Annotated in this window: 17 protein-coding genes; 5 read left to right on the forward strand and 12 right to left on the reverse strand. The window is 61.7% G+C overall.

Annotated elements, in window-relative coordinates; all coding sequences use genetic code 11:
* The first annotated feature begins 4 nt into the window (after positions 1 to 4).
* On the forward strand, positions 5 to 358 hold the full coding sequence (locus tag PL640_RS24930) for a hypothetical protein (protein ID WP_269825386.1): 354 nt from the start codon (positions 5 to 7) through the stop codon (positions 356 to 358).
* A gap of 252 nt (positions 359 to 610) precedes the next feature.
* On the opposite strand, the gene PL640_RS24935 is transcribed toward PL640_RS24930, so the two are convergent.
* From PL640_RS24935 to PL640_RS24975, 9 genes are all read right to left on the reverse strand, one after another.
* The gene (locus PL640_RS24935) at positions 611 to 943 is read right to left on the reverse strand and encodes a helix-turn-helix domain-containing protein (protein WP_269825385.1); all 333 of its coding nucleotides are present in this window, start codon (positions 941 to 943) and stop codon (positions 611 to 613) included.
* On the reverse strand, positions 924 to 1,307 hold the full coding sequence (locus tag PL640_RS24940) for a type II toxin-antitoxin system RelE/ParE family toxin (RefSeq protein ID WP_269825384.1): 384 nt from the start codon (positions 1,305 to 1,307) through the stop codon (positions 924 to 926). The genes PL640_RS24935 and PL640_RS24940 overlap by 20 nt, the downstream gene beginning before the upstream one ends.
* A gap of 47 nt (positions 1,308 to 1,354) precedes the next feature.
* Positions 1,355 to 1,693, reverse strand: coding sequence for a chromosome partitioning protein ParB (locus tag PL640_RS24945; RefSeq protein WP_269825383.1), 339 nt, complete (start codon positions 1,691 to 1,693; stop codon positions 1,355 to 1,357).
* A complete protein-coding gene (locus PL640_RS24950; protein ID WP_269825382.1) occupies positions 1,690 to 2,349 on the reverse strand; it encodes a nucleotide-binding protein in 660 nt (219 codons plus the stop codon). Before PL640_RS24950 ends, PL640_RS24945 begins: the two co-directional genes overlap by 4 nt.
* 75 nt (positions 2,350 to 2,424) lie before the next feature.
* Positions 2,425 to 3,081, reverse strand: a complete 657-nt coding sequence (locus tag PL640_RS24955; protein WP_269825381.1) for a SprT-like domain-containing protein — start codon at positions 3,079 to 3,081, stop codon at positions 2,425 to 2,427.
* A 242-nt stretch (positions 3,082 to 3,323) separates the two neighbouring features.
* Positions 3,324 to 4,202 (reverse strand): helix-turn-helix domain-containing protein, encoded by an 879-nt coding sequence (locus tag PL640_RS24960; protein WP_269825380.1) that lies wholly within the window; start codon positions 4,200 to 4,202, stop codon positions 3,324 to 3,326.
* Between the two features lie 195 nt (positions 4,203 to 4,397).
* Positions 4,398 to 4,610 carry a ribbon-helix-helix domain-containing protein gene (locus PL640_RS24965; protein WP_269825379.1) on the reverse strand — a complete coding sequence of 71 codons (213 nt, stop codon included), beginning with the start codon at positions 4,608 to 4,610 and terminating at the stop codon, positions 4,398 to 4,400.
* 70 nt (positions 4,611 to 4,680) lie between these two features.
* Positions 4,681 to 5,121 carry a recombinase family protein gene (locus tag PL640_RS24970; RefSeq protein ID WP_271363840.1) on the reverse strand — a complete coding sequence of 147 codons (441 nt, stop codon included), beginning with the start codon at positions 5,119 to 5,121 and terminating at the stop codon, positions 4,681 to 4,683.
* Between the two features lie 96 nt (positions 5,122 to 5,217).
* Positions 5,218 to 8,190, reverse strand: a complete 2,973-nt coding sequence (locus tag PL640_RS24975) for a Tn3 family transposase (protein ID WP_082186263.1) — start codon at positions 8,188 to 8,190, stop codon at positions 5,218 to 5,220.
* 129 nt (positions 8,191 to 8,319) lie between these two features.
* On the opposite strand from PL640_RS24975, the gene PL640_RS24980 reads away from it, so the two are divergent.
* Together PL640_RS24980 and PL640_RS24985 are read left to right on the forward strand one after the other, a co-directional pair.
* Positions 8,320 to 8,949 (forward strand): recombinase family protein, encoded by a 630-nt coding sequence (locus PL640_RS24980; protein WP_183755055.1) that lies wholly within the window; start codon positions 8,320 to 8,322, stop codon positions 8,947 to 8,949.
* Entirely contained in the window at positions 8,946 to 9,467 is a 522-nt protein-coding gene (locus PL640_RS24985) for an AAA family ATPase (RefSeq protein WP_082186265.1), read from the forward strand. The genes PL640_RS24980 and PL640_RS24985 overlap by 4 nt, the downstream gene beginning before the upstream one ends.
* A gap of 28 nt (positions 9,468 to 9,495) precedes the next feature.
* On the opposite strand, the gene PL640_RS24990 is transcribed toward PL640_RS24985, so the two are convergent.
* The 3 genes from PL640_RS24990 to PL640_RS25000 all read right to left on the reverse strand — a co-directional run bounded on the left by PL640_RS24990 (position 9,496) and on the right by PL640_RS25000 (position 11,164).
* A complete protein-coding gene (locus PL640_RS24990; protein WP_442867056.1) occupies positions 9,496 to 10,092 on the reverse strand; it encodes a helix-turn-helix domain-containing protein in 597 nt (198 codons plus the stop codon).
* A gap of 191 nt (positions 10,093 to 10,283) precedes the next feature.
* On the reverse strand, positions 10,284 to 10,493 hold the full coding sequence (locus tag PL640_RS24995; RefSeq protein ID WP_210845948.1) for a CopG family ribbon-helix-helix protein: 210 nt from the start codon (positions 10,491 to 10,493) through the stop codon (positions 10,284 to 10,286).
* Positions 10,494 to 10,603: 110 nt separating this feature from the next.
* On the reverse strand, positions 10,604 to 11,164 hold the full coding sequence (locus tag PL640_RS25000; protein WP_210845950.1) for a recombinase family protein: 561 nt from the start codon (positions 11,162 to 11,164) through the stop codon (positions 10,604 to 10,606).
* A gap of 226 nt (positions 11,165 to 11,390) precedes the next feature.
* Here PL640_RS25000 and PL640_RS25005 point away from each other — a divergent pair, with 226 nt between their 5' ends.
* On the forward strand, positions 11,391 to 11,681 hold the full coding sequence (locus tag PL640_RS25005) for a type II toxin-antitoxin system RelE/ParE family toxin (RefSeq protein ID WP_025091540.1): 291 nt from the start codon (positions 11,391 to 11,393) through the stop codon (positions 11,679 to 11,681).
* A gap of 9 nt (positions 11,682 to 11,690) precedes the next feature.
* Entirely contained in the window at positions 11,691 to 12,023 is a 333-nt protein-coding gene (locus PL640_RS25010) for a HigA family addiction module antitoxin (protein ID WP_240579518.1), read from the forward strand.
* The last annotated feature ends 119 nt before the right edge of the window (positions 12,024 to 12,142 follow it).

Consider the following 12,142-nt stretch of genomic DNA (forward strand, 5'->3'; position numbering starts at 1 on the left):
GAGCATGGCGATGATCGAAGAAACCACGGACATCATGGATACGCTGGCTTTCACCATCGGTCTGATCCTAAAGAGCGACGAAAAGGACCGGCATCGCATCGCCCTGGCCTATCAGGAGGCTCAAACGCTGGCTGCGTCGATCCCCTTGGATAACGGCGACGCCAGGCCCCGGATTACAGCATGTTTCGAGCGTTACGAGACTTATCGGGCCGCCGATGACATTGCGGCGGCCGGCTGGATGCTCACCGCCATAGAAACGCGATTGCGCGAACGGAATCTGGAAGGTGGCGACCTGCTTATTCCGGCCGTTGAAAGAGCACTCGAAATGCTCCCCCGGCTCGACGGCACAATTCACTAGAAAGGGCACACGGTCCCGGCGCTGACGCACCGGGGCTTTATCATTGGCGGCCCTCCGGCTCTCTCCAGCGCAATGGGAAAGCGCGTTCGCCTCCGGGCCGGGCGCGGCTCCCGCCGCGCTCGATCGCGTGTCAGCTTCTCCGCTTGCTCGACAGTAGCCCCCGGCCGGCCCGCTCTTATCATATTGGGCCGTAGGGCCGGCCGGGGGCGGATGATTACATGCTGACAGGTAAGCATGTTGCCCCCTGCCCGGCTAAAGTAGCGCCTCGATACCTCGCCGGCGGATGACGTTCAACAAGGCCAGCGCCGGCCCCTTGGCCTGGGCCTCGCCCCGCTCAAGCTGTGACACATAGCCGGGCGTCACGTTGAGATAACGGCCGAACGCTGCTTGGCTAAGGTGCGCCTGCTCGCGCACCGCCCGCACCTCCGCGCCGGTCATCGGTGTTTCGGTCGGCAAGACTTTCTCTCCAAGATGCCGGGCCGTGATTTTCTGATAGGTCGCCTCGTCCATGATCCCAAGGCGGCGCTGCGCGTCCGCCATTTCCGCGATCTCGCGGGCAAGGCGGCTAGGCTTCGTCGTCGTCATGCTCGATCTCCTTCAAATCTCCGTCCTCGATGGCTTGCCCGACCAGCTCGGCCGAGGCGGCAAGCCAGTGCGCCCCGATCGTTCGCAGAGCTTCCAACTCGTCATCATCAATGTTGTCGCGGTCGCTCTTGGCGAACGCATAGAGAAACACCGCACGCCCGGCCGCACGATAGGCGACAACCATCCGAAAGCCGCCGGAACGGCCCTGGCCTGGCCGCGCCACGCGCTGCTTGATAAGGCCGCCGCCAAGATCGGCGTCGATAATGCCGCGCTCGGCCCGCTCGATCGCCTCGCCCAAGCTGGCGTCGGCAATCCGTTGCCGGCGAGCAAACCGCTCAACGCCTTTGGTCAGGAAAATCCGCACGGAACCTCTCTATAACACCATAAACTATAGTGCATATTGCGATAGTTTCAATCCCCGCCCTCTCGAACGACCGGAAAATTGTATTTGGCGAAAAGCAGATTCAGCGCCTCGGCAACAAGCCGCTCCTGGGGAATCCGCTTGCCCTTGTCATCGCGGGTTCGGAAGCTGATTTCTTCCAGCGTCTCCCAATAGGCCGGCGGCAAATGGTGGGTTTTGGCCGTCTTCCCGGCCCGCGACGGTGGAATGTAGGTGCCGGGCTGCTGCGAGCTACGAGCCGACCGCTTCGGCTCGGCCGGCGTCTCAAAAAGGGCGGGAGCTGCTGGCGCGGTCGCCGGCTGCTCGGCCGTCTTGATGGCAGCCGCCAGGAGAGAAGGCTTGCGGCTCATGCTTTCATCCTTTCATGCTTACTTGTAATCATGCTTGCCTGTTCCGAAAGGAAGCTGAACAGGCCGGCGACTTCCTGGGCGGCACGTCCCTGCGGCTCCAGCTCCTGCGGCGTCTGCCCCAAAGCCGGCGCGTCCTCATAGGCTTTCAGGCGCGACATATGGATGGGAGCAACCGGCACGTTGAACCGCTCCGCGATCGCGGCGGCGTCGTCGGCCGCCCTGCCCCCGGCGTTCGGATGCACCAGATTCAGCACCACAAAGGCCAACGGGTTGCCCGCCATGTCGAGCAGCCGCTTCAGCGGCTCCAAGGTGTCGATAGCGAATATCTGCGCCTGGGTCGGGATCAACACAATGTCGGCATACTTGGCCGCTTCGGTCGAGGCGCTGTCCATCTTGCCGGGCGTGTCGATGAACACCCAATCCATGCCAAGGCCGCTATAGGCGTCAAGCGATCGCCGGATAGCGCCGGGCTGGATCGAGGCAACGTCCGGGCCGTCGCCCTCTCGCCGGTCAAACCAGTTGACGGCGTTCGTCTGTGGGTCGAGGTCGAGCAGGGCCGATTTCTTCCCGGCCAGGTGCGCCGCGACCGCAAGCGCCGTCGCGATCGTCGTCTTGCCAGTCCCGCCCTTTTGCGTGCAGAACGCTACTGTAATCATGGTTGCATCCTTTCATGCAAGGGAACTTACATGCTTTCTTCCAAGCATGTAAGCATGTTTTAGATTTATGGGAAGTTAACCGTCCTCTCCATCCTCGGCCGCCATCGGCTCGGCGCAATCGCCGCAAACCAGGCGCGCGCCCAGCTTTGCCCAAGCGTGCAGTTCGCAGCTCGGGCAGGTGTAGCGGGTCTTGCTGGCCGACTTCGCTTTGCGCTTTTTCCGGGCATCGGCGTCGTCCCAAAGCTCGACATAGAGCGCCGAAAAGTCGGGCTGTGCGGCCAGCTCGGCAAAGGCACCGGCGTAGGGGCCGCGCTCGATGATGTAATGGCTGCACGACTGGCCGGTTTCCTTGCCACCAGGTCGGCCGGTATCGGAAGGGTGCAGGCCGATCGTGTGCATTTTTGCCGCCCATTCCTTGTTGTGGTAGCCACCGCGCGACGGTTTGCCGAAATGGTGCTGCCAAAGGTGCGCCATCTCGTGCGCTAGGGTCGAAAGGCTCTGCTCGTCGGTGCGGCTTTTGAAATGCGACGGGTTCAGCGCGATTTCGTCGGTGATCTCGGTCCCGTCCTTCGATCCGAACCGGCCGCCAGCGAAATAGCCATAGGCTTTGTTCTTACGCTGCAAGGTCACGAGGCAGGGCGGCAGCTCGCCGCCGAAAAGGCGGCCATTGAAGAAATCGAATGCCCGATTCAGTGCGGCATAGGTTCTTGCGGTCGGATTTGCCGGGAACATGGCGGCTCCTTTTGTATCGTACGAAACAACAATCGCACATTTCATGCTTACATGAAATCATGTTTACATGGTTTCACGTTTAAGCACCGGCTTCGCCCCTTTCTCCCTCTCGAAAGCCCAGACGACATCGACCGCGAGCGCAGCGGGTGTGATTTTGCTGTTAGGGTGCCGAACCGGACCGCCTATTACGCGGTCCGGAACCGCCGCAGGGCCGCGATAGCGGCCCGAACAGCGGCGTCCGCTTATATTTCCGGTCTTAGATAAAGATCAGATGGGGATTCAGTCTGGTTATCGGACTCACGTTTCTGCACCATCTTGCCAAGGGCGGCGAGCGCTCGGCCTAACGCGGTGTCGCCGGCCTCGAACAACGCCAGCTCATCGAGGGGCAGGGCCTTCCGGTAGGCGTCCAGCTCGGCCGCGCGGGATTCCTGTGCGGCGCTGTGGTCATCGGGCAGGGGCGGGGCCTTGCCGAACCGGCCGAGAAACTGCCGGGCCTTTTCCGGCAGGGACAGGCGATAGGCGTTGCTGGCCTGCTGCACCTGGGGGCCGCGCCCCTCGTTGCCGGTCGGCTCGTAGCGCCGCAGCCAGTCGATGAAGCCATGCGCCCGCAGGTTCTTCAGCGCTCGCACGATCGTATCGCGCGAACGGCCTAGCCGATCCATGATCGTGGTGATTGACGGCTCTAACCGGCCGGTGCGGAAGTCGATGAGATTGACGAACAGCCGCAGCACGTCGAGCGCGACGGACCCTAGCGGGCCGCTGCGCTCACCCTTCTCGTGCAATCCGGCCTCGTTGTAGATTTCGGCCGCCTTCAAGATCGCCTGCACGTCCTTGCGCGTCGTCGCCTGCCAGATACGGCCCTCCGATCGCCCCTTGAAATAGCTGCGCCGGCGAACTGGCGTCGGGCATCGCTCGGGGGGAGGGGGCATGACCAGGCCAAGCCCGGCCTGTCCCGATCCCCGCCACGCCGCCCGGCGCTCCTGGGCGAGCGTGGAGAGCTGCCCGGCGTCTTCCTCGGTGAGCTGGCCGGCGCTGTAGCGTGTCCATACCTCACGCATGATTTCATCAAGCGCGTGCCCGCGCGCGCAGCCGATCGCGGCCGCGATTTGCGTCCTCAACATATGCCCTTTCGTCCTTCCGTTAGGAGGACATGACGGCTGTGAACGGCGGACATAGCTTCCCCGCGCTCGCAAGAATCACTCTTGCGAGTTGGGTCGCTCTAGCGTAGAAAAGGGGAGAGTTCTGGCCCCGTTATCTACGTGGTTCCGACGGCCTCCAAAAACGCTCAACCGTTGGCGCGGTTGGGCGTTTTGCCGTTATGCCCCTTGCTGCTTCTCGATAAGTAACCTCACGGCTTCCTCAAGCAGGGGCGAGCGGGATGCTACGCCCCGTTTCTCCTTGATCTGGTCAAGCTCTGCGACCAGATCGATGGGGAGATCAGTGTTCACATAGATGCGGCCAGCCGCCCGCAGCCGCTCCCGATGGGCGGACACTCGTTCGCGGGTAGGTGGTCGTTCTTTGTGAGCCATAGTTACAGGAAACACCGATTCCTTATGATTCTACAACCCCTTGAATCCAAACCCCTGAAAACGTGGGGTTTCAGGATTGGGTGACGGCGTTGCGCGCGGGACCGGCGGCAAGTGCCCGGTAGAGGGTGGCGCGATGCACGCCCAAGAGCCGGGCGATCTCGGGCACTGACTTTTCCTCCCGGTCGATGAGCTGGCGCGCGTGCGCGATCTGCTCGGCCGATAGGGCAGGGGAGGGGCCAAACCGGACGCCTCGGGCCTTCGCCGCGAGACGCCCGGCGCTCGTGCGCTCCACAATCAAGGAGCGCTCGAAATCCGCGATGCCGGCGAACACGGTCAACACCATGCGCCCGGCCGGCGTCGTGGTGTCGGCCCACGGCTCGGCCAGCGAGCGCAGGCCAGCGCCGGCCTCCTTGATCCGCTCCGCGATGTTGAGAAGGTCGCCGGTCGATCGCGCGAGGCGGTCTAGCTTGGTGATCGTCACCACGTCGCCAGCGCGCAGGTGATCAAGCATCCGCACCAGCTCCGGCCGGTCGCGCTTCGCTCCGGACGCCTTTTCCTCAAAGATGGCCCCTGAACATTAAAGGGGCACAGATATACGGTAGGGGGATCAGACCGAGAACGGGAGAGGTCGGAAGCCTGTTTCATCGAGTGCCGGCTTGTCTTCCCATATGTAGTCACCGGTGAGGTTCACGTGCTCCCAGGTAAGCGGCGAGAGGCTGGATAGCAAATGATCAGGCACATGCTGACCGCCGGTGTGCAAGGCATCGACCACGCGGCCGGTATAGATCGTGTTCCAGTGAATGATGGCGGTGACAACCAGGTTGAGGGCGGAGGCCCGGATCGAGAGATTTTCCTGGCTGCGATCGCGGAAGCGGCCGAGGCGATGGAGATTGACGGCCCGCACGAGGCTGTTGCGGCTTTCCCCTTTGTTCAGTTCTGCCGTTGTCGTCTTTCTCAGTTCCTCGTCGTTGATCCAGTCCAGCGTGAACAGAGTTCGCTCGATCCGGCCCATCTGACGTAGTGCCTGGGCAAGACCGCTTTGCCTGGTCGTTGATGACAGCCGTTTGAGCATGAGCGAAGCGCTGACGGTGCGGGTGCGCAGTGAGGTCATCAAGCGCAGAATCTCGTCCCAGTGCGCCCGGATCAAATCGGCGTCGATGCGATCGCCCATGACATTCTGGAGAATGCCATACTGCTTGCCGGGGCCAAAGCCGTAGAGGCATCGGCCATCGAGATCGGGAATGCGCGGGACAAATGCAAAGCCTAGCGCATGGCAGAAGGCGAAGACGAGATCACTGACGCCGCCACCATCGACATGATGGCGCACGATGTCGAGGCCCGCATCCGTTTCGAGAAGCGCGTCGAGAACATGGACGGCCTCGCTCGCCGTGGCGGCGATGATTTTGGTATGGAAGGGAGCATATCGACCGGAGATCGCCGTGTAGAGCTTGATGATCGGGTTGGTTCCGTAACGGCCGTTGACGCCACCGGCGATTTCGCCGCCATCGCCGAGATGGATATGTTGTCCGTCGGAAGACGATATCGTGTTCGAACCGAAAACAGTGGCGATCGGCGCCGCGTGCTGGGCTTCGACCAGCCGGGCAAGTGCCAAGGTGAAGGTTTCCTCCCGGAAGTGCCAGATCGCCATCTGCTGTAGCTGGCGGCGTGTGATGCCGGGGCAGGCCAATGCCATCTTCGAGAAGCCGAGATTGGTGGCCTCGGCGATGAGCGCGGCATAGAAAATTCGCATATCGCCCGGCGTTCGGCCTGTCTGAAGATGCTCGAACAGTGAGCTGAAACCGGTCATTCGATCCACGTCGGCGACAAGATCCGTCAACCTGATCGGCGGCATGCTGCTCGCAACTCTCCTTGCGAAGGCGAGCGCGGCTTCGGTCTCGGCAGTTTTGACCGCAGGCACCCGCAGGCCCTTCGCGCCGATCCGCGTGTCGCCGCGACCCGCCTCCAGCCGGCTTGCTGCCTCACGCAATTTTTGATCGAGCGCCTCGGCTTTCTGGGCGAGATAGATCTCGACATCAACCGGGATGGCGACGGGAATGCGGGCCTCGGCCTTGATGATGGAATAAGTCTGATGGGAGATCATGCCCTCATCGAGGGCGCGATATGTGCGAGAACCTTTGATCCAGATCTCGTTGGCAGCGATCCGGTTCTTCAGCTCAACGATGACAAAGATTTCCAGCATTCTGCGGTCAACCGAGCCATCTGGCGTTCTGATTTCCTTGCTCCACCGCTTGTCGACCAGATCGAGCGCCGCTTTGATCCATTGCGCGTCCAGAGAGCGACGGCGGCTTTTCCCTGCGGCCGTCATTTGCATCACCACGTTGATGAAATCACGGCTCTGACGATTACCCTCGAACGTGAAGGCTGCCAGGAATGGTGCTGCAAAGCGCCGGATACGCATATATTGCGCCGGCAGATAGGCAATCAGATCATCGTCCTTGCGGGGACGAGATGCTGCCTTCGCAGCCGCGGTTGCCCGCATCAACTGCTCCCAGCCGCCGACTGCATTGACCGCCTCATCGAGCGAAAGGTCGGTTTCTCGCCTGGCAGCGATCGCCTCACCGAAGCCCACGAAGAAATCCAGCGCCGATGTCGCCGAGGTGGCGGTTTCCAGCAGTCGTTTGTCGCGCTCTGCCTCGGCCCGCCGAAACGCCTTGCCGATCAGGACTTCGAACATGGCGATTGCGGCATCCGTGAGCGCGATTTCCATCTCCAGAAGGAAAGCTGCGAGCGTAGCATATCGGCGGCCGGGCCGCATTTGCTCGAAGTTCTGGGCGGTCAGGCGCCGGCCCTCTTGTGCCATGCGGCTCACCCGATGGGCGGGGACGGCCTGAAGCACATCACTTGAAAGGCCAACGTGGCGCACGGCCTCAAGCCGATCGATCAGACCCCGCATCGCTGCGTCTCCAGCCTTTCCGGCAGGTTCACGTAACCAGGAGACCCCGCTCTGGCGGACGCGTGGACCAATACCGAGCAGCGCTTCCATTCTGACGATGATGTCGGGCGTCAGCCTTCCGGCAACATCGGCAAACAGCGCCTCCTCAGCCTCGGTGCATGCCTGTCCGGCCATCCGTTCGATCACGGTGATGCCGGGAATGACGATACGCCGCCGGCGCATCTCATCGGCGAGAGCGGCGACGACGAATTTGTCCTTGGTCGAGGCGATCGCCACGCCGCGCGCGAAGGCAAGCAGATCGGTGCGCAACGGGTGGCTCAGCTCGCTGAACCCGTAGTGTTGGCGGAGGACGGTCAGTTGTTCGTAGCGTGTGGGCGCTCTTCGTGCGAAGCTGGCAAGTGCATTCGGCTCGATGCGGAGTTGCTCGGCAAGGAAGGTGAGCGCGCTTTCCGGGATGACCTCTCCGCGCTGGATGAGACGGCCGGGATAACGGAGCGCACAAAGCTGAAGGGCCAAGCCAAGACGGGTATCGTCGCGACGGCGCGTTTCCAGAAGACGATGGTCCTCATCATCAAGGCTCCAATGGCGGATCAGGGTGTCGTCGTCGCTGGGCAGGGCAAGGAAATTCTGCCGTTCGGCATCCGTCAAAATCATGCGGCGAGGCATCGGCGCTCCATATGTCACAAAAAGACTGGAGATAACCGTTCGCGGAGCTTACTTTGCAAGACGGGTTATGTGACAATCTACAGGCTTTGGCGCGGCCAAATCGAAATTGTCACGCAGACGGACGAATAAATGACAGCTCTGATCGGATATGCGCGAGTGTCGAAAGCCGACGGCAGCCAGGTCCATGACCTTCAGCGTGACGCGCTGGCACAGGCTGGTGTCGACGCCAACAATGTCTATGAGGATGCCGCGTCAGGAAAGAAAGAGGACCGTCCAGGTCTCACCGCCTGCATGAAGGCGCTGCGTCGCGGTGACACGCTTGTCGTCTGGAAGCTCGATCGACTCGGCCGCGATCTCCGCCACCTCGTCAATCTGGTCGATGATCTGACCCAACGGCATATCGGCCTCAAGGTTCTGGCAGGTGAAGGGGCGTCGATCGACACCTCGACGGCGAATGGCCGGCTGGTGTTCGGCATATTCGCGGCGCTGGCTGAGTTCGAGCGGGCATTGATCATTGAGCGCACCAAAGCTGGTCTCGCCGCCGCACGCGCACGTGGCCGGAACGGCGGAGCGCCCTTCAAAATGACGCCGGCGAAGCTGCGCCTTGCTCAGGCAGCAATGGGGAAGCCGGAAACCAAGGTGGCCGATCTTTGCGCCGAACTCGGTATCACACGACAGACGCTCTACCGGTTTGTCGATCCTAAGGGCGCGCTGCGCACCGATGGAGAGCGGCTGCTTATGCGGAAGGCAAAGAAATGAAACGAGTCCTCATCGTCGGTTGTCCGGGCGCCGGGAAATCCACACTCGCCAAAGAACTGGCCGAAGCGACCCGCTTGCCCGTCGTCCACCTCGATAGACATTACTGGCAGCCGGGCTGGCAAAGGCCGGATAGCGCATCATGGCAGAAAACCGTCGAAAAGCTTGCGGCGCAATCTGAATGGATTATGGACGGGAATTATAGCGGCACGCTTGAGCAGCGATTGGCATCTGCGGACACGCTTATCCATCTCGATTACACAACATCGTTATGCCTGTGGCGAGTTATTCGACGAACGGTATCCGGTTTGGGCCGAAATCGCGGTGATCAGCTCGCGCCGGGATGTCCTGAACGCTTTGATTGGGCCTTCTTCCGATTTGTGATCAATTACCGAAAGGAGCAACGACAGCGCGACCTTGCTCGAATGGAAGGATTTGCCGGTCGGGTGTTCCGGTTCACCTCGCCAGCCGAACTGTTGGGCTTCGTAGCTGCCATCAAGAAGGCTGCGCAAAAGGCGTGAAATCGGCCTACCGTATATCTGTGCCCCTTTAATGTTCAGGGGCCACCTGTGGGCCGCGCCCTTCGTTCCCGGTCGGCTCATAGCGCCGCAGCCAGTCAATGAAGCCATGCGCCCGCAGGTTCTTCAGCGCCCGCACGATCGTATCGCGCGACCGGCCTAGCCGATCCATAATCGTGGTGATTGACGGCTCAAGCCGGCCGGTGCGGAAGTCGATGAGATTGACGAACAGCCGCAGCACGTCCAGCGCCACCGATCCTAGCGGCCCGCTGCGCTCGCCCTTCTCGTGCAAGCCGGCCTCGTTGTAGATTTCGGCCGCCTTCAAGATCGCCTGCACGTCCTTGCGCGTCGTCGGCCGCCATATGCGGCCCTCCGATCGTCCCCGGATATGGCTATGCCGGCGAACTGGCGTCGGGCATCGCTCGGCCGGGGGCATGACCAGGCCAAGCCCGGCCTGTCCCGATCCCCGCCACGCCTCGCGGCGCTCATGGGCGAGCGTGGAGAGCTGCCCGGCGTCTTCCTCGGTGAGCTGGCCAGCGCTGTAGCGCGTCCATACCTCCCGCATGATCTCATCAAGCGCGCTTACGCGCGCGCAGCCGATCGCGGCCGCGATCTGCGTCCTCAACATGCCTGTCATCCTTCCATTTGAAGGACATGACGGCGCGGACGGCAGGCACGACTTCCCTCTTTCCGCAAGAATCAATCTTGCGGATTGGAGTGCTGTAGCGTAGATAAGGGGAGAGCTTTGGCCCCGTCTCTACGGTGTGTCTGACGGCCTACAAAAACGCTCGACCGCGCCAACGGTCGGGCGTTTTGCCGTTATGTCCCTTGCTTCGCTTCGATATAGAACCTCAACGCTTCCTCGATGATCGGCGAGCGCGATGACGCGCCCCGTTCTTCCTTGATCCGGTCAAGTCGCGCGACCAGCTCAACGGGAAGATCGGTGTTTACGAAGGTGCGGCCAGCCTCTCGCAACCTTTGTCGGTGCGCGGCCACGTCCCTCCGAATCCTATCAGAATCGCTTTTCATCGTTACTAGAAAGACCCGAAACCGCCCGATTCTGCAACCCTTTGCGTAAGGGGGCGCGAAAGGCACTACTTCTAGGGCCGGCAACTAAACGTGGTTACGTCAATGCGTATTCACGTTAATGCGTTCTCAAGCGCCCGGTAGAGGGTGGCGCGATGCACATTCAGGAGCCGGGCGACTTCCGCAACCGGCTTTTCCTCGTCCCTGATGAGCTGGCGCGCGTGCGCGATCTGCTCGGCCGACAGGGCAGGGGACGGCCCGAACCGCACGCCTCGGGCTTTCGCCGCGATCCGGCCGGCGCTCGTGCGCTCCACGATCAAGCTGCGCTCGAAATCCGCGATGCCGGCGAACACGGTCAACACCATGCGCCCCGCCGGCGTCGTGGTATCGGCCCACGGCTCGGCCAGCGAACGCAGGCCAGCGCCGGCCTCCTTGATCCGCTCCGCGATCGCCAGAAGGTCGCCGGTCGATCGGGCGAGGCGGTCTAGCCTGGTGATCGTCACCACGTCGCCGGCGCGCAGATGGTCGAGCATCCGCGCCAGCTCGGGCCGGTCCCGCTTCGCCCCGGAAGCCTTTTCCTCGAAGATGCGGACGCAGCCGGCCGCGCCCAGGGCGGCCCGCTGCGCATCGAGGTCCTGGCCGCGAGTCGAAACGCGGGCATAGCCGATGAACACGCGGCCGGCGTCGGAATCTGGTTGGCGGTTCACGGCTTCCCCCTGTCGCAAATCATGTCGCAAGTTTTCTATCACTTGCGACAAAGACATGCGACACGAAAAGCCCTGATTTTCCGGGGGTGGCCGATCTGTTGCAGGTTTTACGACTTACGCGACAAGGCCATGAAATGACGCAAACGTATAGCGTCGCTTGACACTATACGTTTCAGCCTGATAGTGACGGCACATGAGAATCCGAAACGTGGTCCATAAGGGGTTGCGCCGATTCATCGAAGATGATGACGCCACCGGTTTGCAGGCGGCCGTAGTGCCGAAAGTCCGTCGCATCGTCACCTTCCTGCAAGATATGGAGCGGGAAGACGAGCTGCGCACGGTCCCGAGCTGGAAGGCCCATCAGCTCACCGGCGATCGAAAAGGCACCTGGAGCCTGTTCGTTACCAAGAACTGGCGGATCACGTTCCGGATCGACCAAACTGAAATCGAGATCATCGACCTCGACTATGAAGATTACCACTAGGAGGTGGCTATGAGTGCGATGCAGGGCATCCGTATGAAAAACCCCGCCCACCCCGGCGGCTTCGTCAAAAGTGAGATCATAGAGCCTCTTGGCCTTTCGGTCACGAGCGCGGCGCAAGTTCTAGGTGTTACGAGGGCGGCGTTGTCGGCCATGCTGAACGAGCGCGCGCATCTTTCCCCGGAAATGGCGCTCCGGGTCGAGAAGGCTTTCGGCGTGTCGATGGATACGCTCATGCGGATGCAGAACAGCTATGACATTGCCCAGGCCCGCAAGCGGGAAGGGGAAATCAACGTCGCGCCCTTCAAGGGTAAGCCGCTCGATCCGCAAGCGGCACTGATCTGAACCGGCGACAATAGGAATACAGCCGCGCAAAGCGCGGGTAGGGGCTTTGTATGAAAAGTTTGCTAGAACAACTTCCGTCAATCGTCGCGGAAGGCAAGAAGGAAGCGGAGCGCGTTATA

The organism is Agrobacterium sp. ST15.16.024, from assembly GCF_027956545.1.
Taxonomy (GTDB): Bacteria; Pseudomonadota; Alphaproteobacteria; order Rhizobiales; family Rhizobiaceae; genus Agrobacterium; species Agrobacterium cucumeris.